The 20,661-nt window shown below is 45.1% G+C and carries 19 protein-coding genes; 15 read left to right on the top strand and 4 right to left on the bottom strand.

Features of this window, described 5'->3' with window-relative positions; translation table 11 throughout:
• Positions 1-56 precede the first annotated feature (56 nt).
• The 8 genes from pyrR to VC82_RS01545 all read left to right on the top strand — a co-directional run bounded on the left by pyrR (position 57) and on the right by VC82_RS01545 (position 6,971).
• Complete coding sequence (gene pyrR / locus VC82_RS01580; RefSeq protein WP_045800824.1) at positions 57-596, top strand: bifunctional pyr operon transcriptional regulator/uracil phosphoribosyltransferase PyrR; 540 nt, start codon at positions 57-59, stop codon at positions 594-596.
• Between the two features lie 4 nt (positions 597-600).
• Complete coding sequence (locus VC82_RS01575; RefSeq protein WP_045800823.1) at positions 601-1,527, top strand: aspartate carbamoyltransferase catalytic subunit; 927 nt, start codon at positions 601-603, stop codon at positions 1,525-1,527.
• Position 1,528: 1 nt separating this feature from the next.
• The gene (locus VC82_RS01570; RefSeq protein WP_045800822.1) at positions 1,529-1,861 is read left to right on the top strand and encodes a hypothetical protein; all 333 of its coding nucleotides are present in this window, start codon (positions 1,529-1,531) and stop codon (positions 1,859-1,861) included.
• The gene (locus VC82_RS01565; RefSeq protein WP_045800821.1) at positions 1,858-2,781 is read left to right on the top strand and encodes a ribonuclease Z; all 924 of its coding nucleotides are present in this window, start codon (positions 1,858-1,860) and stop codon (positions 2,779-2,781) included. Before VC82_RS01570 ends, VC82_RS01565 begins: the two co-directional genes overlap by 4 nt.
• A gap of 62 nt (positions 2,782-2,843) precedes the next feature.
• Positions 2,844-3,491: a pyridoxamine 5'-phosphate oxidase gene (pdxH, locus tag VC82_RS01560; protein ID WP_045803167.1), complete on the top strand. Its 648-nt coding sequence runs from the start codon at positions 2,844-2,846 to the stop codon at positions 3,489-3,491.
• A gap of 8 nt (positions 3,492-3,499) precedes the next feature.
• A complete protein-coding gene (locus tag VC82_RS01555) occupies positions 3,500-3,988 on the top strand; it encodes a SixA phosphatase family protein (protein WP_313777709.1) in 489 nt (162 codons plus the stop codon).
• Positions 3,989-3,992: 4 nt separating this feature from the next.
• The gene (gene ppk1 / locus VC82_RS01550) at positions 3,993-6,074 is read left to right on the top strand and encodes a polyphosphate kinase 1 (RefSeq protein WP_045800820.1); all 2,082 of its coding nucleotides are present in this window, start codon (positions 3,993-3,995) and stop codon (positions 6,072-6,074) included.
• 9 nt (positions 6,075-6,083) lie between these two features.
• Positions 6,084-6,971: a Ppx/GppA phosphatase family protein gene (locus VC82_RS01545; protein WP_045800819.1), complete on the top strand. Its 888-nt coding sequence runs from the start codon at positions 6,084-6,086 to the stop codon at positions 6,969-6,971.
• Between the two features lie 2 nt (positions 6,972-6,973).
• On the opposite strand, the gene VC82_RS01540 is transcribed toward VC82_RS01545, so the two are convergent.
• Entirely contained in the window at positions 6,974-7,555 is a 582-nt protein-coding gene (locus VC82_RS01540) for a MiaE family protein (RefSeq protein ID WP_045800818.1), read from the bottom strand.
• Between the two features lie 117 nt (positions 7,556-7,672).
• Here VC82_RS01540 and VC82_RS01535 point away from each other — a divergent pair, with 117 nt between their 5' ends.
• On the top strand, positions 7,673-8,527 hold the full coding sequence (locus VC82_RS01535) for an EboA domain-containing protein (protein ID WP_045800817.1): 855 nt from the start codon (positions 7,673-7,675) through the stop codon (positions 8,525-8,527).
• Positions 8,528-8,668: 141 nt separating this feature from the next.
• Here VC82_RS01535 and VC82_RS01530 read toward each other — a convergent pair whose 3' ends face one another.
• Together VC82_RS01530 and VC82_RS01525 are read right to left on the bottom strand one after the other, a co-directional pair.
• On the bottom strand, positions 8,669-10,612 hold the full coding sequence (locus VC82_RS01530) for an auracyanin family protein (RefSeq protein WP_218917637.1): 1,944 nt from the start codon (positions 10,610-10,612) through the stop codon (positions 8,669-8,671).
• The gene (locus tag VC82_RS01525) at positions 10,612-12,507 is read right to left on the bottom strand and encodes a 3-keto-alpha-glucoside-1,2-lyase-like domain-containing protein (RefSeq protein ID WP_052698855.1); all 1,896 of its coding nucleotides are present in this window, start codon (positions 12,505-12,507) and stop codon (positions 10,612-10,614) included. The genes VC82_RS01530 and VC82_RS01525 overlap by 1 nt, the downstream gene beginning before the upstream one ends.
• A gap of 445 nt (positions 12,508-12,952) precedes the next feature.
• On the opposite strand from VC82_RS01525, the gene VC82_RS01520 reads away from it, so the two are divergent.
• The 6 genes from VC82_RS01520 to VC82_RS01495 are packed head-to-tail and all read left to right on the top strand — an operon-like array spanning position 12,953 to position 18,839.
• Positions 12,953-13,861, top strand: coding sequence for a TatD family hydrolase (locus VC82_RS01520; protein ID WP_084598139.1), 909 nt, complete (start codon positions 12,953-12,955; stop codon positions 13,859-13,861).
• Positions 13,861-14,745: a UbiA-like protein EboC gene (gene eboC / locus VC82_RS01515; protein WP_045800815.1), complete on the top strand. Its 885-nt coding sequence runs from the start codon at positions 13,861-13,863 to the stop codon at positions 14,743-14,745. The genes VC82_RS01520 and eboC overlap by 1 nt, the downstream gene beginning before the upstream one ends.
• Positions 14,746-14,755: 10 nt before the next feature.
• Complete coding sequence (locus VC82_RS01510; protein WP_045800814.1) at positions 14,756-15,922, top strand: 3-dehydroquinate synthase; 1,167 nt, start codon at positions 14,756-14,758, stop codon at positions 15,920-15,922.
• Between the two features lies 1 nt (position 15,923).
• Entirely contained in the window at positions 15,924-17,120 is a 1,197-nt protein-coding gene (gene eboE / locus VC82_RS01505) for a metabolite traffic protein EboE (protein WP_045800813.1), read from the top strand.
• Positions 17,117-18,502 carry an alkaline phosphatase family protein gene (locus VC82_RS01500; protein WP_045800812.1) on the top strand — a complete coding sequence of 462 codons (1,386 nt, stop codon included), beginning with the start codon at positions 17,117-17,119 and terminating at the stop codon, positions 18,500-18,502. Before eboE ends, VC82_RS01500 begins: the two co-directional genes overlap by 4 nt.
• Positions 18,495-18,839 (top strand): transmembrane 220 family protein, encoded by a 345-nt coding sequence (locus VC82_RS01495; protein WP_045800811.1) that lies wholly within the window; start codon positions 18,495-18,497, stop codon positions 18,837-18,839. Before VC82_RS01500 ends, VC82_RS01495 begins: the two co-directional genes overlap by 8 nt.
• On the opposite strand, the gene VC82_RS01490 is transcribed toward VC82_RS01495, so the two are convergent.
• Positions 18,834-20,603: a DNA polymerase III subunit gamma/tau gene (locus tag VC82_RS01490; protein WP_045800810.1), complete on the bottom strand. Its 1,770-nt coding sequence runs from the start codon at positions 20,601-20,603 to the stop codon at positions 18,834-18,836. The two genes, VC82_RS01495 and VC82_RS01490, sit on opposite strands and share 6 nt — an antisense overlap.
• Positions 20,604-20,661: the final 58 nt, after the last annotated feature.

Here is a 20,661-nt window from a genome sequence, read left to right as displayed (position 1 = left end):
GAATGGTTTTGTAGAAATGATTACTTTTGTCAAACAAACGAGCCAGTGCAAAGCCCATGAGTCAGAGAGTGCTGCTTTCCTCCAAAGAAATCCAAATTATTCTCCATCGCCTGGCCTGTCAATTACTTGAAAACCATCTCGACTTCAAAGACACTGTGTTGATAGGTATTCAGCCACGGGGTATTTACTTGGCCGAACGGCTGACCAAGCTATTGAGCGAGGAATATGGCGTTGAAAACATAAAACTCGGCTCTTTGGACATTACGTTTTATAGAGATGATTTTAGAAGGGGCGACAAGATTTTGGAAGCGAACATGACCAAAATCGATTTTTTGGTAGAGAACAAAAAAGTTGTCTTTATCGACGATGTGCTCTATACAGGACGCAGCATCAGGGCGGCACTCACGGCCATACAATCGTTTGGCAGACCAGAAGAAATTGAACTTTTAACATTGATAGATAGGCGTTTTAGCAGGCATTTGCCCATACAGCCGAACTACAAGGGACGGCAGGTCGATGCCATCAATGAAGAAAAAGTAAAGGTCATGTGGAAGGAAAATGATGGAAAAGATGTGGTTTATTTGGTAAATAAGTGAAATAATGAGGGAATTGAGCGTTAACCACTTACTGGGAATCAAATATCTGAACCAAAAGGATATAGAGCTCATATTTGAAACTGCCGACCATTTTAAAGAGGTTATCAACCGTTCCATCAAAAAGGTGCCCACCTTGCGCGATATCACCATTGCCAACATCTTTTTCGAGAACAGTACACGTACCAAACTTTCATTCGAGCTGGCCGAAAAACGCTTGTCGGCCGATGTCATAAATTTTTCTGCATCGCAATCGTCTGTCAAGAAAGGCGAGACCCTGATTGATACGGTGAACAATATACTTTCGATGAAAGTTGATATGGTGGTGATGCGCCACCCGAACCCCGGCGCCGGCATTTTTTTGGCAAAACACGTCAACGCTTCCATTATCAATGCCGGTGATGGGGCCCATGAGCACCCTACACAAGCACTGCTCGATTCGTATTCCATTAAGGAAAAACTGGGCACCGTAGCGGGTAAAAATGTGCTCATTGTGGGCGATATATTGCATTCTAGGGTGGCCCTATCGAATATTTTCGCCCTGAAACTGCAGGGGGCAAATGTCAAGGTGTGCGGCCCGAAGACTTTGATACCCAAGCATATCGAATCATTGGGAGTCTCTGTTGAAACCAATCTTTTCAATGCATTGCAATGGTGCGATGTTGCCAATATGCTACGCATTCAAAACGAACGCATGGAGGTCAGTTATTTTCCCTCTACCCGTGAATATACCCAGCAGTTCGGGGTAAACAAGGCGATATTAGATCGATTGGACAAGCAAATTGTGATCATGCACCCCGGACCCATAAACAGGGGCGTTGAAATTACAAGTGATGTGGCAGATTCGAACCAATCCATTATCCTTGAGCAGGTTGAAAATGGAGTGGCGATTCGTATGGCGGTTATTTACTTATTGGCTTCTAAAATAAAATAAGATGATTTTTGACAAAGATGGTGCAACCACTATAGTGTTTCAAGAAAACATCTCACTGAAGACCTTCTTGCAAAACCTTAGAAATGCATACCCTAAATTAAAGCACGACAACATCGTGGTAAACTTGTTCTCATTTGACAAGTTGACCGCCGATGATATTTTGGAGTTCTTGGAACTTTCAAACCAACACCGAGTTGCAAAAAAATCGTTTGTATTGGTCACCGACAAAGTGACGTATGATGAAGTGCCTGATGAAATGTGCGTAGTACCTACGACCCAAGAGGCAAAGGACATCATTGAAATGGAAGAGATTGAACGGGATCTGGACCTATGAAAGTTCATATTCTCGGCTGTTATTCGGCAACCCCAAGGGCCTTGACCAACCCTACCGCGCAGGTACTCGAAATTCGCAACCATCTTTTTTTGATCGATTGTGGAGAGGGCACCCAAGTTCAGCTCAGAAAGAACAAGATCAAGTTCTCGCGCATCAACCATGTGTTCATATCGCATTTGCATGGAGATCATTTTTTTGGCCTGCCGGGACTCGTATCCACGTTCAGGCTTTTGGGCAGGAAAAAAGAGCTTCATATATATGGGCCCAAAGGAATCAAAGAGGCCATCACCCTTATGCTGAAACTGGGCGATTCTTGGACAACCTATCCGTTACTATTCCATGAGCTCGGTTCAAAAGGCTCAGAGCTTATTTTTGAGGATGATAAGGTCACGGTAGAAACCATTCCGCTCAAGCACCGCATCTATACCAATGGTTTTCTTTTTAAGGAGAAACCGGCATTGCGCAAACTCAACATAGCGGCAGCCCGAAAATATGGCGTTGACAAAAGCCAGTTCAACCTGATCAAACAAGGTAGCGATGGCACTGATACCGAGGGCAAAACCATATTCAACGAATTGTTGACCCATGACCCTGAACCGCCCAAGAGCTATGCCTTTTGTAGCGACACCGTCTATGACGAGGGCCTTGTCAATTTCCTTCGAAAGGTACATGTGCTTTACCACGAATCAACTTTCTTGACCTCAGATGAACACCTTGCCCTTAAAACCAAACACTCGACCGCGGCGCAGGCTGCCAAAATCGCAAAATTGGCCGATGTTGGCACACTGATCTTAGGGCATTACTCAATGCGCTACGGTTCATTGGAGCTCTTTAAAAAAGAGGCCGAAGCTCATTTTGACAGGGTAGCATTGGCCGATGATGGCAAAGTATTTGATTTTTCAGGCAATCTTTCACAATAAATACCAACATTCTTTTATCTTCTGCCCTGTTTTGTTGAAATTTGTTTGAAACCATCGGGGACATGCAAAAAGATTTGAGCGATTACCGAAAATCGTACGAAAAGAGCGAGTTGATCGAGAATGCAATTCCTGAAAACCCCTTGGAATTGTTCCAAAAATGGTTTTATGAGGTTGAGGCCACCGATAGCATGGATGAGCCCAATGCCATGACAATAGCCACCCATGGCCTTGATGGATACCCCAAAAGCCGCGTGGTGCTTATGAAAAAGTTTACGTACGAAGGGTTCATATTCTATACGAACTACAACAGCGAGAAGGGCAGGGCCATAGAGAAGAATCCTGCGGTCTGCCTGTCTTTCTTTTGGCCCACCCTTGAACGGCAGGTAATCATAAAGGGCAAGGCAGAAAAGATAGCGGAGAACCTTTCCGACGGGTATTTTGAGAGCCGCCCGCGAGGGAGTCAGTTGGGTGCATTGGTCTCAAACCAAAGTGAGGTGGTCCCCTCAAGGGCCGTTCTGGAACAAGAGATGAAGAAGCTCGAAAAAAAATATGAAGGAAAGGAAATTGAACGACCCAAAAATTGGGGCGGCTATTTGGTGCGACCGTTCAGTATAGAGTTTTGGCAGGGTAGGCCCAACAGGTTGCACGATCGTATACGCTATACATTGCAAGAAGACTATAATTGGAAAATTGAACGTTTGGCACCTTAAAAACTGTAATGATGAAGAGATTGATAATGGTCAGGCACGGCAAGTCATCATGGGAATATGACGTGGCCGACAGAGACAGGCCTCTAAAAGAAAGGGGAATCAATGATGCCCACTTGGTTTCAAAGACGTTTTTAAAAGACAGACCGGCAATCGATTTTGTCTTTTCTAGTCCGGCGAACCGGGCACTGCATACAGCGATGATCTTTTCAAGAAATTTGAAGTTTGACCTCCAAAAGGTCCAAATTGTAGATGACCTATATGATTTTTCGGGCGCTGCTGTGCAATCTTTCTTAAAAACACTGGATGACAGTTTAAACGCGGTAATGATATTCGGCCATAACTATGCCTTTACCAATTTGGCCAATACTTGGGGCGACCGGTACATTGAAAACGTTACCACTTCAGGGTTGGTGCAGATTCGGTTCGAGCAAACAACATGGGAATCGATTTCTAAAGGGAAAACAGAACAGGTAATTTTTCCAAAGCATTTAAAGTAGCAATATGACGAAACTGAACAACGAGTACATAAACCGTGAGATTAGCTGGTTACATTTTAATGAAAGGGTATTGCAAGAGAGTGCGGATGAGAACGTGCCTTTGATCGAAAGGCTACGGTTTTTGGGTATTTTCAGCAACAACCTTGATGAGTTTTTCAAAGTGCGCTACGCTACGGTGAAACGTATCGTTGATGCCGGTAAAAAGGGAAAAAGTGTCTTGGGGGGCGAACGCGCCAAAGACCTGTTGGAAGAGATTACCAAGATTGTCATCGCACAACAGTCAAAAAGCATCGAGATTCTAAAGCATATTGAAGATGAACTTGAGGCACAGAATATTTTTATTGTCAACGAAGAAGGGGTCACCGATGACCAGGCAGAGTTCATCAAAGACTATTTTCAGAAAAAGGTCAGTCCCGAGTTGATGATCATAATCCTCAACGACGTGACACAGTTTCCCGTATTGAAAGATACTGCGGCCTATTTGGCCGTAAAAATGGTCTTGAACAGTGAAACGGGAGGGCTTTTGAAGAAACGGAAAGAGTTGCAATATGCGCTGATTGAGATTCCGAAGGGCATTGACCGTTTTGTGGTGCTTCCCAGAAAAGATGGAAAAGATTATATCATTATTCTAGATGACCTTATCAGATTTTGCCTTGATAAGATTTTCACCATGTTCGATTATGAGTCCATATCGGCCCATATGATCAAGATTACCCGCGATGCCGAGCTCGATATAGACAATGACTTGAGCAAAAGCTTCATCGAAAAGATCTCTTCCAGCGTTGAACACAGAAAAATCAGCGATCCGGTACGCTTTGTCTATGACAAAAGCATAGCACGCGATACGCTGAAATATCTCAAAGAGAAGATGGGCATCGCAGAAAACGACAGCGTAATACCAGGTGGGCGCTACCACAATAGGAGAGATTATATGGGGTTCCCAAGCTTGGGCCGTACCGATTTGCTTTATGAAAAGATCAAACCGCTCCCGGTCAAGGGGTTCAGTTTTGAAGGAAGCCTTTTTGAGAGCATCGCCAAAAAAGATTACCTGCAATATGTGCCCTATCATACGTTTTCGTATGTTATCAAGTTTTTGAAAGAGGCGGCCTTGGATCCAAAGGTCAGGGCCATCAAGATCACCGTATATCGCTTGGCCAATAACTCACAGGTGGCAGCGGCGTTGATCAACGCTGCTAAAAATGGCAAGCAGGTAACGGTGCAGATCGAGCTGCAGGCCCGTTTTGATGAGCAGGCCAATATTGAATATGCCAACCAACTGCAAGAAGAAGGGGTAAAGCTAATATTTGGTATACCCGGGTTAAAGGTGCACAGCAAGATCTGTTTGATCGAGCGCGAAGAAGAAAAGGGCATTAAGCGATACGGCTTTGTCAGTACGGGTAATTTCAACGAATCAACGGCCCGTGTGTATACAGACTACACCCTGTTCACGGCACATGATGGTATTTTGAAAGAGTTGAACAAGGTCTTTGACTTTTTTGAGACCTCCTACAAGATCAACAAGTACAAGCACCTCATTGTTTCGCCGCATTACACCAAAAATGTTTTTAATAGGTTGATAGACAACGAAATTGCCAATGCAATCATGGGTAAAGAAGCGTACATCAAAATAAAGATGAACAGTTTTACCTCGTACAAAATGGTAGATAAGCTCTATGAGGCCAGCAGGGCAGGGGTAAAGATCCAGTTGATCATCAGGGGAATTTGTTGCCTGATTCCCGGGGTCGAGGGCATGAGCGAGAACATCGAGGCCATCAGTGTGGTCGATAAGTTCTTGGAACACCCCAGATTGTTCATTTTTGCCAATAACGGCGACCCAAAGGTATATATATCTTCTGCGGATTGGATGACAAGAAACCTTGACTATCGTGTTGAGGTGGGCTGCCCCATCTATGATGAGGATATAAAGCAAGAACTTATCGATACCTTCGAGATCAGTTGGAGCGACAATGTGAAGGCCAGGGTCTTTTCAGAGGCCCAAGACAATGCCTATCGAAAGGCCAACGGCCCCAAGGTACGTTCACAATTTGCCATGTACGATTATTATCTAAGGAAATTGGAATCATAGCCAAACACAATGGTCATTCGAAAACTTGCAGCAATCGATATTGGATCCAACGCTATTCGGTTGCTGATACACAACGTGATTGAAGAGGAGGGCAAAAATCCACAATTTAGAAAAAATGCGCTCATTCGGGTGCCCATTCGTTTAGGGGAAGACTCTTTTACCATCGGTGAAATATCAGACAGAAACCAAGAGCGGATCGTAAAGGCCATGCATGCGTTCAAATTACTGATGGAGGTACATGGTGTTGAAAAATATATGGCCTGCGCCACTTCAGCAATCAGAGAGGCCAATAATGGTCAAGAGGTGGTCGAGAGGGTATATGATGAATCTGGAATCAAAATTGAAGTAATCGATGGCAAGAAGGAAGCTTCGATCATCGCTTCGACCGACCTTAAAAACCTTATGCAATCAGACATCACCTATCTGTATGTAGATGTTGGTGGCGGCAGTACAGAATTTACCCTTTTTTCGGGCAATAAGGTATTGGTTTCAAAATCGTTCAAAATAGGCACCGTTCGTTTGCTCAATAATCTGGTGAGCGACAGTATATGGACACAAATCAAAGATTGGGTCACCACCCATGTGAAGACCTATCAAAAGGTTGAAATAATCGGCTCTGGGGGCAATATCAATAAATTGCACAAAATGTCGGGCCGTAAACAGGGTCAGCCCCTCTCATACATTTGGCTGAATGCCCAGTACCACTTTTTAGATAGTATGGACTATGACGATTGTGTCGCTGAATTGGGGCTGAACCCAGATAGGGCCGATGTTATCGTACCTGCAACGCGGATATTCTTGTCGGCGGCAAAATGGAGCGGGGCAAAGAAAATACATGTACCGCAAATCGGACTATCCGATGGCATTATCAAAACATTGTATTACAGGGAAAGTTGACCCTACCCGTGCATGGTCTCCTTTTTACCGAGGTCTTTCATCAATTCGGCCTCATAATCGAGCAGTTCTTGCCATTTTTGGTCAACTTCTTCACGATCACCATATTTTCGGGCAAACTTTAAGAACATGGTGTAGTGGTTCGCTTCGCTGACCATTAGTTTCCGGTAGAACTCAGAAAGTTCCTCATCTTGTATGTTTTCTGACAATAATCTGAAGCGTTCACAGCTTCTAGCTTCTATAAGTGCGGCATACAATAATTTATGCACCAAATGGGTCTCTCGACTGCCTCCCTTGGGAAAAAACTTCATCAGCTCGATAACGTATTCATCCTTACGCTCCCGTCCCAACGTCCAGCCCCTTTCCAGAATTTTCTCGTGAACCATGTTGAAATGCCCCATTTCTTCACGGGCCAGGGACACCATTTCTTTGACAAGTTCTGATTTCTCAGGAAAACCCACGATCAGTGAGATAGCGGTACTGGCTGCCTTTTGCTCGCAGTACGCATGGTCGGTGAGGATTTCCTCAATATTTTTCTCAACAATGTTCACCCATCTGGGGTCAGTAGGAAGTTTTAATCCAAGCATTATTGAAACTTTGAAGATTAGTGATGCAAAGATAAAACATTGCCCCGAGCGCGTAATAAAAATGGTAAGCGATGGTTATCTTTGTGGATACTCCGAAACAATTATATCATATCTTTTATGCAATATACCGCATCTGGCAGATTGCTTTCAGAATTGGCTGAACTGCACTTGGATACAGACACCAAAAACTGGTTTTCCCAAAAGATAAAAGCCATAACCGAAAAAAAATCAGCGCGTGAGCTGTATTTGACCTATAGCCTCTGTAGCAGTAAATTTAAAGACCGGGCGTTTGATGCATCGAAGTGCAACGATAAAAAATTGGCCGATTTTCTTTTGGAACGGAACACCGGTTTGGTCGAAACAGGGCGATTGGCCTTGTTGGTAAACGCCCTTGAAGCGGATGCTGGGCATTTTGCGGATAAGATTGTGCGTTTGGTACAGATGGCAGATAGCAAAGAACTGGAAACGTTTTTGAAGTACTTGGTGCTGCTGCCCCAACCGGGAAGGTTCAGTTTTATAGCTGTCGATAGTTTAAGAACCAATATTGCCACTGTGTTTGATGCCATTGCATTGAACAACCCATACCCAACCTTGCATTTCAATGACCAGCAATGGAATCAAATGTACTTGAAAGCCGTTTTTATAGGCAGTGACCTGAGCAAGATGCAAGGGGTCGATCAACGTGCCAATGCTGATTTAGCAAGGATCATCTCTGATTATGCCCATGAACGATGGGCAGCATCCCGTGCCATTGACCCCTTGATATGGAGGCCTACGACAAACTACCTTGAAGGCACCCTGCTCAAAGACATGGAAAGGCTTTTGGCCAGTGATGATGCCGCCGAAAACAGGGCAGCGGCACTTTGCTGTCATCACAGTGGTAATGACAGGGCAAAGGCACTATTGAGCGACCATCAAGATTTGGTGGGGCAGATTGAAAGTGGCGACCTGACTTGGTCAAATATCAAATAATGGTGATATGGTTATTTATCGGCAACTTTTTTAAACTCAATTAAGTTTTATCATTACAAGCTTGCCTAGTCTATTTCATTGTGGTATTTGGACACGAATTTCAAACTAATTTTTTGGCAACAACTTGCTTTGAAACTTATTTTATTTCTTCAACGAATTGATCCATGCGGCAATCTTTAGGGCTTCATCTTTGGGCACCTGTGGCATCGGTGCCATGGGCGTGGCATATTCGGGCCAGTTTTTGGGTTGCGGATTGTAGATGAGGTCTACAATTTTTTCGTTGGAATATCCCCTTTTCGCAATGGCCACGAACGAGGGTCCTACCATTCGTTTGTCTTTGGCATGGCAGGCAACACAGGTGTTGTTCGTCAACAGTGGCTGAACCTGCGCATCGGTAAGCACAGAGGTTTTTTTGACTGCCGTCTTTTTTGAAACCGTCTGTTTGGTGGGTTTTACTACCTTTTTGGTGCGTTTTGTGGAAAGCTCTGAAAGCGGAAGTTTTTCCCCTTCGGGAATATTGTTCATGGTGTAAAAGAAGGTTGGATGCAACACCAGATGACTTTTTTCCTTCGATTTGACACCATGAAGCGTTACTTCGTGCACGTTGTAACGGTTATGCTTTTCGGTGACCAATCGGACTTTCATACCGTCATCACTGACCTTTACCCCCTTAATGGCAATATCCTCAACATTGGTTTGCGGACTACCGTACACCGCGTGATACTTGTACAGATAACTTTTGGCCGAGTACGAATCAAGGTTTTCTGCAGTTTCTTTGTCCACAGGTTTGGTGAACTCAATTTCAAAACCATCGGGCATGGCCTTTACGGTCTTCATTTCAAAAGGCATCCTGCCTGTCCAAGTTAAAAATTCAAGTCCAGAATTGGTCGTGCCTGCTGAGCCCCAACCACGGTTGGTCTCGCCCGCAAAGAGATTGCCATTGCTGTCAAAATCCATGCGCATGACACCCGACTGAAAACCTGACCTAAAATCAAAGGCCACCCCTTGGTATTCACCCTTCACCTTTTCTAAAACGACCCTCATGATCTTGCTTTGTCCTTGGTCGCCCACAAACAGTTGCCCTGCAAAGGGACCAAATTTGCCATTGGTTTCATCGACCAGTAATTGCGAGTTTGAGATTCCCATGATGCCGTGCGGCAAAATGACGGCGGGTAGCTGTAGTTCAGGAAAAAATTCCTTCAGCTCGTGCATAAAATCGGGGTCCTCTTCATCGATGATGTTTTCGGGTTTCACATAGCGCCCATTCTTTTTGACTTGCCGTTTATCGATACGGGCATAGAACTGTTCTTCGGTCAACTTGACGGGGGAATTCGGTTCCCCCGTCCATCGTAATCCTGCGGGATGTCCTGTAAAGACCCCTTTTGGCAGATGCCATATCCCTCCTGAACCTATCCAGTCGCCCTGATTCTCGGCATAGAAGAGCTCGCCGTCGACCAGGCCATAACCTGCGGGTGAACGCATGCCCGTGGCCCAAGGTTCCATTTGACCGTCCTCGGTGATTTTTATGGTCCATCCCCTCCACGGCACACGACTTTCACCACGCCACCATTCCTCATTGCCGAATGCTACATTGCCCGTAACGAAGAAAGTACCATCGGGGGCTAAAACAGGCCCAAATGAATATTCGTGGTAATGGGTAGATAGCGGCCAGGCATAAATGGTGCGGTATTCGTCTGCAATGCCATCACCGTTGGTATCGGTCAATTTGGTGAGCTCACCGCGCTGTGCGGTATACAGAGAACCGTTTTTATAGGCGAGACCGAGCGGTTCGTGTAGTCCGCTTGCAAACTTTTTAAAGATGGCCCGTTGGCCGTTGGCCATGGTCGGGTTTTGAATGATCCAAACGTCACCCCTGCGAGTGGCAATCGCAAGGCTTCCGTTGGGCAGTGACTGCACCCCACCACCTTCTAGGTGTACTCCCTCGGGCGCGGGCAGGGTTGTCAAGGTATAATAATCCTGTTCCTTGGGTAGATCTTGACCGTGGGCGGTAATCGCTACGAGCATGGCAGCTAGTACAGCCAGTCGTGCGAAAAAGATATTATTTGATTTAAAACGAATGTTCATTACCATGTGATTTTGTATTTGATCGTATTGCCATCAACGGGCAACAACAATTCGGTTTGGTCGTTGATTTTTCGGGTGATGGGTGTCTGGCCGCTTTCGATGGTCAGATAATACTGATGGTCGTTTAGCACATAGGTCTTCTCTTTAAGTTTTTTAACTGTGCCGGAAGCGATTTTGTAGTACCAGTTGCTCTTGTTTCCTTCAGAAAAGGAGATTTCATTCACCAGCGAACTGTTTTTGTCGGCAGGAATGATTTTGTTCTCGACCTCGACATCTTTATAGCGATATCGAAACGTAGGAAGCCCAGTGCCCGAATCGATGACATAGCCCAACGGATGGTACCCATTGACCTCTTCTGCACTCGAAAAAGGTTTTTGCATATCGTCCAACTCGGCCAATGGGTGTCCCAAAAATGTCCATTGCACGCTGCCCCTGGGCCTAAAAGAACCGTTGCCTCGGTTATGCCACATGGGGGTTGCATCGACAAAGGCCCCACGCCATGCCCCTATTACATTGCCAGCCTGTAGGTCATACACATAATTGATCCCATCGGGAATGCCCACCCCCATGGTATGTGATCGCTTTTCACCGTAATTGCCAAAGCTGACAAAGCCCCGCAAAAGTCGTGGTTCGCTGCCCACCTCCACATAAATGGGAGGCACATAGTTGATCGAAGTGGGGTATGAATCAAGGGAGTGGAATTTTTTGGGGTTAGAATCTGAGGTACGCACCGTAAGACCCAATCTCGGTGCCAACCAAGCGGCGGCCTTTATATTTTGCAGCGAAATGCGATGCTTCCCTTTTTCCAAAAAAACAGGTGCCCCACGCTGTCCCTGGTCATAACTTGAGTTGGCCTTCACCACACTTTTTCCATCCACCAGAAGGTCAAACCCGCCTGTAAAACCAACTATAAAGATGTATTCGGCATCTTTCGGCACATTTAGGGTTCCTTCAAAAACCAATCCGTATTGGTCTTCTTCGCCACTAAGGTTTACATCTATCTTTTTGGTCTGTCCGGTATGTACGGGCGCTGCAGACGCAATATCTTCCAAATCTTTGAATTCTCCCTTATAAGCTGCAAATGATAACTCATCGAGCGAGGCATCCAAATCTGAGAGCGGAACATACTTTATGTTTCTGAAAGCCACAGGTCCGTGATCTCCTTGTATCATCAGTGGGCCTTTAGCGACTTCCTCTTTTGAAATGGGGCCTCCGGTCGGTCTCGGAATCTCGACATTGTTATGTATCAACACCTCGTTGAGGTATACGTGCACCAATCGCGCATTCTCTATTTTATTGCCAGAACCATCGAACCTTGGAGCCTTAAAATGTATGTTGAGTTTTTGCCATAGCCCGGGTGCCTTGGCTGCATTGGTCAATGGGGGTACCCCCATAAATACTTTCTCGGGCTCCGTCTCCCAATTACGGTAAAGGCCGCCCATATCGCCATATTTCGGTTTTTTTGCCCCCCAGCTGTCCATTATCTGAATTTCATAACGGCCTTGAAGATAAATTCCTGAATTGGAGCCTTTGGGCACCATGATTTCCATTTCGAGCATGATATCGCCATGGTCCCACTTGGTGAGCAAATGCTTGTCTTGGCCAGGGCGGTAATTATTGAACAGTATGCCCGTACCAGATGTTGTTTTGATAGGATTGATTTCGACAATGCCCTTTTTTTGCCTTCTACGCCGTTCTTTTTTTGAAATTGGCTGTGCTTGTGATTTTGCATAGGCCAGCGCGTCTATGTCGGGATCAACCGAGATACCACCTATAATTTGCCAATTTGAAAAAGGCCCCTGAAAGTCTTCAAGGGTCGTGAGATCTATATTTTTTTGGGCAGTACAAAAAGTTGCCGCTGTAAGAAAAAGCACTAAAGTGAAACAAGGTTTCATAGAAGGTCGTTTGAATTGGTGGATGAAGATAAAGGCCTAAAAATAGATATACAAACCAGTTCTGTGTATAAAAATTTGCTGTACGACATTTAAGAGCCTACGAACACGCCAAACGATTAATTCAACAGTTGGACATTTCGATAAAAATTTCGTCAATTCGTGTACCCCGACATATTTGTCGGGATGTATCGGGAATAGAATTTTATATTGTAAAGAACCTTGTTCTCGATACTTTTCCTGATGGAAAAACTTGAACTGAAGTTTTCCTTTTAGTTTTCAAAAGCCCAACAGGTTGATACGAAAACTATTATACCTAACGGAATTTCGAATACATGTCAATTGTTATCATTTTTGACCATCTTTCTTTTTTGGATGGCAGCAATGATTTCTACCTCTGATTGTCTAGTTTTGTCAAACACTAAATTTTTGGATACAACATACAAATATGGATGATAAGTTGATGTTTATCGACCCGCATGTACACATGACCTCACGTACCACCGATGATTATGAGGCCATGGCCGAAGCAGGTGTGGTTGCCGTTATCGAACCCTCTTTTTGGTTGGGGCAGCCCCGTACACAAGTGGGGTCTTTTCAAGATTATTTTAGCAGTTTGGTGGGCTGGGAGCCCTTTCGCGCCAGCCAGTTTGGTATCAAGCATTACTGCACCATCGGGCTGAACTCAAAGGAGGCCAACAATGAAGCGTTGGCCGAAGAAGTGATGGAATTGCTTCCGCTTTACCTGCATAAAGAAAACGTCGTGGCCGTGGGCGAGATTGGCTATGACGATCAGACCCCTGCCGAGGACAAATATTTTCGCCAGCAATTGGAACTCGCCAAAGAGTTTGATATGTTGGTACAGGTACACACCCCCCATAGGGATAAGAAAGCGGGTACCATACGCAGCATGGAGGTGTGCCTTGAACATGGTCTTGACCCCAGTAAAGTGGTCATCGACCACAACAATGAGGAAACGGTTCAAGAAGTATTGGACCGCGGATTCATTGCTGCGTTTACCATTTATCCAAAAACAAAAATGGGCAACGAGCGAATGGTCGAAGTGGTGAAAAGGTTCGGCAGTGACAACATAATTGTTGATAGTTCTGCCGATTGGGGTGTGAGCGACCCGTTGGCAGTGCCCAAAACAGCCCGGTTGATGCTGAAAAGGGGTGTTTCCAGAGAAGATGTGATCAAGACCTGTTATCAGAATGCTCTTGATGTATTCTCAAAATCGGGTAAGATGGAGGAAAGCCATTGGCTCAATGCCGAGGGCATCGACCAAAGCAAACTTTTTAACGATAACAGCGTACTCAGAGGGCAGCAACCTAGAATTGATAGTGACAAAATTGTCTGATGGGACAAAAACTAAGGGCTTATTTACAGTTGTGCCGCCCGGCAAATTTGCCGACGGCGGCGGCAGATATTCTTGCGGGATTGGCATTGGCAGGTTTTTTTGATGAGGGGGGGGTCTATGATTTCTCCAACATGGTACCCGCAATCAAGTTAATATCGGCCTCTGTCTTGCTTTATGCCGGGGGAGTGGTCTTGAACGATTTTTTTGATGCTGACCTTGATAGGGTTGAACGGCCCGAACGGCCCATACCCAGTGGGGTGGTGTCGGGCAAGAATGCTTTTCTATTGGGGGCTTTGCTGTTGCTGTTGGGTGTAATGGTGTCTTTTACGGTCCACCTGAGAAGTGGTCTTGTGGCCGTAGTGCTAACCCTATGTATTTTGGCATACGATTCCTATTCAAAGAAGCACAAGGTGTTGGGCCCATTGAACATGGGTGTTTGCAGGGCCTTGAACCTGCTGTTGGGAATTTCGGTTTTCGGACAGTTTACCCATTTGGAATATTTGGTCATTCCGTTGCTGTTTATTTCAGCGGTGACCCTTGTCAGCCGTGGAGAAGTACACGGCAAAAACCAAAACCCCATTCTTTTGGCGGGTTTTCTATATGTTTTGGTCATTTGCTGCGTTATCTTTTTTCAAGAGTCGAAGTACATGGCCACCTTACCGTTTGTTGTCTTGTTTGCATTGATGGTTTTTATGCCCCTTTTCAAGGCGTATAAGGCCAATACTCCCGAAAATATCATGAAAGCGGTAAAAGCGGGCGTGCTCTCTATCATTTTGCTCAATGCGGCCATTGCTGTCGGGCACTCCAATGTTTTGTTGGGTATTTTAATGTTGCTTTTGCTACCGCTGTCGATTTTATTGTCCAAAATCTTTTCGGTTACCTAACTTTAAGCCCATGAAGCCTGTTTCGACCATATCACAGTCTTTTTCGGTGCAGTATCGATACAGCCTGTATTTTACCGAGCATCTTTTTTCAGTTGAAAATGACTTGTTTCAGCAGGTTATCAAAGAGGGGGCGACAACCGACACGGCCAAATTGCTTTTTGTTGTTGATGAAGGGGTGGCGAATGCACATCCAGCTTTGCTGGATGAAATCAAGGTATATTGCCACAACTACGGGCACTTATCTTTTTTGGACACATTGTTGGTGCCGGGCGGAGAAAACAGCAAGAACGATTCCGCCCAGGTAGATAGGGTATTGAAGGCCATAAACCATCGCGGGGTTTGTCGCCATTCGTTTGTGGTGGCCATAGGGGGTGGTGCTGTCATCGATATGGTGGGCTATGCCGCCGCAACCGCACACAGAGGAGTCAAATTGGTACGTGTACCCACTACTGTGCTCGCCCAAAATGATGCCGCGGTAGGGGTAAAGAACGGTATCAACGCCTTTGGAAAGAAAAACTTCTTGGGCTCTTTTACCATTCCGACGGCCATAATAAATGATTTCCGGTTTATTACAACCTTGGACCAACGCGATTGGATTTCAGGGGTTGCCGAGGCTATTAAGGTGGCCTTGATAAAGGATGCTTCTTTTTTCGATTTCTTGGAAAAAAATGCCGTTGCCCTCGCCAAGCGCAAAAAAGAACCTATGCAGCGGTTGATACATCGATGTGCTGAAATACACATGCAACACATTTCACAGGGTGGGGATCCCTTTGAGAGTGGTTCGTCAAGACCTTTGGATTTTGGCCACTGGTCAGCCCACAAGCTTGAGCAAATGACCAACTATGACCTTCGCCATGGCGAAGCCGTGGCCATGGGCATTGCCTTGGATGTTACGTATGCACACCTGATGGGCATGATAGACAATGGTACTTTAAAGAGGGTTTTAAAAGTACTGTGCGAAGTTGGTTTTGATCTAAAGATGCCTATCAAAGGCGAACCCCGAGTAACTGAATTATTGAAAGGTATTGAAGAATTTAGGGAACATCTGGGAGGTAAATTGACCATTACCCTTATTGTAGGCATTGGCAAAAAGGTCGATGTCCATAAAATAGATGAACAAAAAATGCGAGAGGCCATAGCCATTCGCAGTGTTGCCGTTGAAAAGCTATCTTGTTGATATGAAGGTTAGTGAAAAGTTTCATCTTACCTATTGCACTAACATTCACCCTGGTGAAGACTGGGAAAGCATCTTTTCAAACCTCCAGAAATATATACCAAGAATTAAGGAAAAAGTGTGTCCACACAGTGATTTCGGACTGGGCCTTAGACTTTCGAACCAAGCAAGTGTTGAACTGAAAAGAGAGGGGAATCTTGAAGAATTCCAGGAGTGGATGTACAAAAACGGCGTCTACGTCTATACAATGAATGGTTTTCCCTACGGGAATTTTCACCATCAACGGGTGAAAGACCAAGTACATACGCCCGATTGGACCACCGAAGAAAGATGTGTGTATACCGAGCGGCTTTTTGACCAGTTGGCCCATTTGCTTCCTAAAGGCATGTCAGGCGGCATCTCGACCTCGCCTGTCAGTTATAAGCACTGGTTTACATCACAGCAAGCAATACATACCGCTTTTGGGGTCGGGGCAAAAAATATGCTCCGTATCGCCAAAAAACTGTACGAAATTGAGCAAAACAGCGATGTTTACCTGCATTTGGATATCGAACCCGAACCCGACGGACTGGTAGAGAACACGGAGGATGTACTGCTCTTTTTCAACGATTTTCTGCTTCCTATCGGAAGGGAATTTTTTAAAAAGGAGCTGGGGCTGGACACTGCGGAATCCGAGGAAGCAATAAAACGCTATCTGACCCTATGCTACGATGTCTGTCACTTTTCGTTGGCTTATGAAGAGCCCAAAGACACTTTTGCAAAGTTGAAGCAGCACGGCATACATGTGGGTAAAATACAGATCAGCGCCGCCTTGAAAATAGTGTTTGACAAAGGGGTCAGAGAGGTAATCTTGCGGGCGCTCTCCAAATTTGACGAGCCGGTATATCTGCACCAAGTGACCGAACGTACCGACCTAGGGGTAAAAACCTACTCCGATTTGCCCGAGATTTTGGGATTGAAAGAAGATTTTTCAGAACTGCGTGCCCATTTTCATGTGCCCATTTTTTTGGAACAGTTCGATAACCTGCACTCAACCCAAGACCATATCATAAAAACTCTTGAATATCTGAAAGAAGACCCTATCTGCGACCATTTGGAAGTGGAGACCTATACATGGGAGGTACTGCCCGAAAACCTCAAAAAAGAACTTTCAGAATCCATTTGTCGCGAGCTTGAATGGGTAAAGGCACGATTGGAATGAAAAAAACAGTGGTAATCAACATTGTGGGACTCACCAAACGGTTGATAGGCGATCATACACCTTTTATTGCCTCCTTCTTAAAATCTGGGAGGCATTCTGTGGTCGAACCTGCTTTTCCGGCGGTGACCTGTACGGCCCAATCGAACTATTTGACCGGAAAAAAACCTTCGGAACACGGTATCGTGGGCAATGGATGGTATTTTAGGGACGAATGCGAGGTCAAATTTTGGCGACAGTCGAACAAACTGGTACAGGCCCCCAAACTTTGGGAAAAGCTGAAAGCCGAAAACCCCAATTTTACCTGTGCCAACCTTTTTTGGTGGTACAATATGTACTCAACCGTCGATTATAGTGTGACTCCAAGGCCCAATTATCTCGCGGATGGAAGAAAGATTCCCGATGTGTATTCGCATCCTGCAGAGTTGCGTGATGAACTGCAGGCCGAACTGGGTACTTTTCCGCTGTTCAATTTCTGGGGCCCCAAGACTTCCATCAAATCAAGCCAGTGGATTGCCGATGCGTCCATCATCACGGACAAAAAATATGATCCGACCCTTACGCTGATTTATCTGCCACATCTCGATTACAATTTGCAGCGGTATGGCCATGATTTCAGTAAAATTTCAAAGGATTTACAGGAAATCGATGGTGTGGTCAAACAGTTGATCGAATATTACAATAAGCAGGGTTGTACCATCGTCTTGCTTTCAGAATATGGCATCACAGACGTGGGCAGACCGGTACATTTGAACCGGGTGCTTCGCAAACATGGTTATTTGGCCATTAGAGAGGAAAGGGGGCTGGAACTGCTCGATGCCGGGGCCAGTAGGGCCTTTGCAGTGGCTGATCACCAAGTGGCCCATATCTACTTGAACGATACTTCCATCAAAGAGGAAATCGTTGAGCTTTTGCGGCAGCAAATAGGAGTCGAAAAGGTATTATATGGTGAGGTACTTGCAAAAATGGGGTTGCAGCACGAACGCACTGGCGAATTGATGGTCGTGGCCGATGCAGGCGCATGGTTCACATATTATTATTGGGAAGACGATCGAAAGGCCCCTGACTTTGCAAGAACTGTCGATATCCATAAAAAACCGGGCTATGACCCCGTAGAAATGTTTGTGGATCCAAAAGACAAATTTATAACGGCCAAGGTTCTTTATAAGCTGTTGAAGAAAAAGTTGGGTTTCAGAACGGTCATGGATGTAATACCATTAAAGGCTGAACTGGTCAAGGGATCACATGGGCGAATACCTGAAAGCGAACTCGACCACCCCGTTTTTTTGACCAACGATCAAGCCTATTCCAAACCATCGACAATCAAGTCAACCGATGTTTTTGTTATTTTAGATGAACTTTTAAATCAACCGGACTATGAATAAAATATTTAAGGTATTGGGAGTTGTCTTTGCGGCCCTTTTTATCTGGGCTGCCGTTGTACAACATAATGACCCCGATTCGACCCGCTGGTATATCATCTATGGTATGGCGGCTTTTGCCTCGCTCTTGTTCGCCTCTGAAAACCTAAGATTTATGTGGGCAGTAATACTTTTCTTGTTTTATGCGGGTTTTACCATATACAGCTGGCCTGAAAAATTTGAGGGGGTAACGATAGGTGAGGGTGATATTATGAACATTGAACGTGGTCGAGAGGCGTTGGGCATGGCAATCACCGCACTGATCATGCTCTTGTACGCATTTCGAATCAAAAAATCATAGGTCTAGATCAAACTCTTTTCGAAGCAACTCAATAGCGGGATTTTTCTCTTTGAGTTTTTCATATTTCTCCTCTGGAGTAAAGGCAAACTTTTTTTCAACTTCTTCGTTGACGCTGACCTGCAGTCGAATAGAATAGTTGTTGAGCTTTTGTTTCAAGTGGTCAAGTAGGGGTTTCTTTTCACGCTCTACCTCTTTCTTCATGGTATGATTGGGCAACTCAATCCTGATGATATGGCCATTGACCAATTTTGGTTCATCGGTCTGAAGGTTGCTGCCCAAAATTCGCTTCCCTTTCCTGATGAGGTCATTGGTAAAATCGTTCCAGTGTTTTCGCATGTCAGCCTCGGTAAAAGGATCTTTTGGAAGTTCGTTTTCGTCAACCGGAACAGTTTCTTTAGAGCTCTGGAACTCTTTCTTGACCTTTATACTCGAAAGCGATAAACCCGATACGCGCTTTTGCGGTTTTTCCAATTTTATTTTGGGCGGTGCTGTCGAGGGTCTGCCCTCTTCTTCAGATGGTACATCTTTTTTAGTATGTTCTATAGGGCTGTCGATGTCGATTGGATGTGGTGTCTCCGCTGTCTGGTGCTGTGGTGCATTTTTTTGATGTTCAACCACCACATTTTCAGGGGGGGGTGTTGCCTCTTTTCTAGCATCCTTTTTGAAATAGGAAGCTGGAATTATGGAATCACTCTTTTTTTTTTCACCATCAAAGGAAATCGAAGCCAGTTTCATCAGCGCCAGCTCGACCAAAAGCCGTTGGTTCCTGCTCGTCTTGTATTTTAGATCACAATCGTTGGCAATCTCAAGGGCTTTCAACAAAAAGGCCTTTGAAGTCTTTTGGGCCTGCTCTTGATATTGTTTTTTGGCGGCCTCGCCCACCTCCAATAATTCAATGGTCGATTCATTTTTACAGACCATAAGGTCCCTCAGGTGGGTTGCCAGCCCTGAGATGAAATGATGGCCATCAAAACCAAGGGCAACGGTCTTGTTGAAAAGCACCAAAAGTCCTGGGATATCATTTTTCAAGATAAGGTCAACGGTCTCGAAATACGTTTCATAGTCAAGCACATTGAGGTTTTCTGAAACAGCTTTGCGTGTCAGGTTTTTTCCCGAGAAACTCACCACCCGGTCAAAGATAGAAAGAGCGTCGCGCATGGCGCCATCGGCTTTCTGTGCAATAATGTGGAGGGCGTCCCCATCGGCTTCAATACCTTGTTCTTGGGCGATGTACTGTAGGTACTTTGCCGTGTCTTTTACAGTAATTCTTTTAAAATCAAAAATTTGGCAACGAGAGAGTATCGTGGGTATTATTTTGTGTTTTTCTGTGGTTGCCAGAATAAATATGGCATGTTTTGGCGGCTCTTCAAGTGTTTTGAGAAAGGCGTTGAAAGCCGATTGTGAAAGCATATGTACCTCATCGATGATATATACCTTGTATTTGCCCACCTGTGGCGGAATTCTAACTTGGTCTATCAGGCTTCGGATGTCATCAACAGAGTTGTTTGAAGCGGCATCCAACTCAAAAATATTGAAGGCAAAATCTTCATGCTCACTTTCGGTGCCATCTTGGTTTATCTTTTTTGCCAGAATACGGGCACAAGTTGTCTTTCCAACACCCCTGGGGCCGCAAAAAAGAAGGGCCTGTGCAAGGTGGTTGTTGGCGATGGCATTTTCAAGGGTATTGGTAATAGCCTCTTGGCCCACCACATCTTTAAAGGTCTGAGGGCGATATTTACGTGCCGATACTATAAAAGGTTCCAAAATGGTATGATTATAGCTATCTACAAATATAGGAATAGGAGTGATGTTTCTATCAGAT

This window comes from Flagellimonas lutaonensis, from assembly GCF_000963865.1.
GTDB classification, from domain to species: Bacteria; Bacteroidota; Bacteroidia; order Flavobacteriales; family Flavobacteriaceae; genus Flagellimonas_A; species Flagellimonas_A lutaonensis.
Note: the sequence above shows the minus strand (reverse complement) of the source record. Positions and strands in the feature narration are given on the sequence as shown.

What these genes read in the sequence shown, in the direction of transcription:
- VC82_RS01555 (WP_313777709.1), top strand. Translation starts at nt 3,500, where the DNA reads ATGATGAAGAGATTGATAATGGTCAGGCACGGCAAGTCATCATGGGAA.
- ppk1 (WP_045800820.1), top strand. Translation starts at nt 3,993, where the DNA reads ATGACGAAACTGAACAACGAGTACATAAACCGTGAGATTAGCTGGTTA.
- VC82_RS01575 (WP_045800823.1), top strand. Translation starts at nt 601, where the DNA reads ATGAGGGAATTGAGCGTTAACCACTTACTGGGAATCAAATATCTGAAC.
- VC82_RS01530 (WP_218917637.1), bottom strand. Translation starts at nt 10,612, where the DNA reads ATGAACATTCGTTTTAAATCAAATAATATCTTTTTCGCACGACTGGCT.
- pyrR (WP_045800824.1), top strand. Translation starts at nt 57, where the DNA reads ATGAGTCAGAGAGTGCTGCTTTCCTCCAAAGAAATCCAAATTATTCTC.
- pdxH (WP_045803167.1), top strand. Translation starts at nt 2,844, where the DNA reads ATGCAAAAAGATTTGAGCGATTACCGAAAATCGTACGAAAAGAGCGAG.
- VC82_RS01570 (WP_045800822.1), top strand. Translation starts at nt 1,529, where the DNA reads ATGATTTTTGACAAAGATGGTGCAACCACTATAGTGTTTCAAGAAAAC.
- VC82_RS01540 (WP_045800818.1), bottom strand. Translation starts at nt 7,555, where the DNA reads ATGCTTGGATTAAAACTTCCTACTGACCCCAGATGGGTGAACATTGTT.
- VC82_RS01525 (WP_052698855.1), bottom strand. Translation starts at nt 12,507, where the DNA reads ATGAAACCTTGTTTCACTTTAGTGCTTTTTCTTACAGCGGCAACTTTT.
- VC82_RS01500 (WP_045800812.1), top strand. Translation starts at nt 17,117, where the DNA reads ATGAAAAAAACAGTGGTAATCAACATTGTGGGACTCACCAAACGGTTG.
- VC82_RS01510 (WP_045800814.1), top strand. Translation starts at nt 14,756, where the DNA reads ATGAAGCCTGTTTCGACCATATCACAGTCTTTTTCGGTGCAGTATCGA.
- VC82_RS01565 (WP_045800821.1), top strand. Translation starts at nt 1,858, where the DNA reads ATGAAAGTTCATATTCTCGGCTGTTATTCGGCAACCCCAAGGGCCTTG.
- VC82_RS01520 (WP_084598139.1), top strand. Translation starts at nt 12,953, where the DNA reads ATGGATGATAAGTTGATGTTTATCGACCCGCATGTACACATGACCTCA.
- VC82_RS01535 (WP_045800817.1), top strand. Translation starts at nt 7,673, where the DNA reads ATGCAATATACCGCATCTGGCAGATTGCTTTCAGAATTGGCTGAACTG.
- VC82_RS01495 (WP_045800811.1), top strand. Translation starts at nt 18,495, where the DNA reads ATGAATAAAATATTTAAGGTATTGGGAGTTGTCTTTGCGGCCCTTTTT.
- VC82_RS01545 (WP_045800819.1), top strand. Translation starts at nt 6,084, where the DNA reads ATGGTCATTCGAAAACTTGCAGCAATCGATATTGGATCCAACGCTATT.
- eboC (WP_045800815.1), top strand. Translation starts at nt 13,861, where the DNA reads ATGGGACAAAAACTAAGGGCTTATTTACAGTTGTGCCGCCCGGCAAAT.
- eboE (WP_045800813.1), top strand. Translation starts at nt 15,924, where the DNA reads ATGAAGGTTAGTGAAAAGTTTCATCTTACCTATTGCACTAACATTCAC.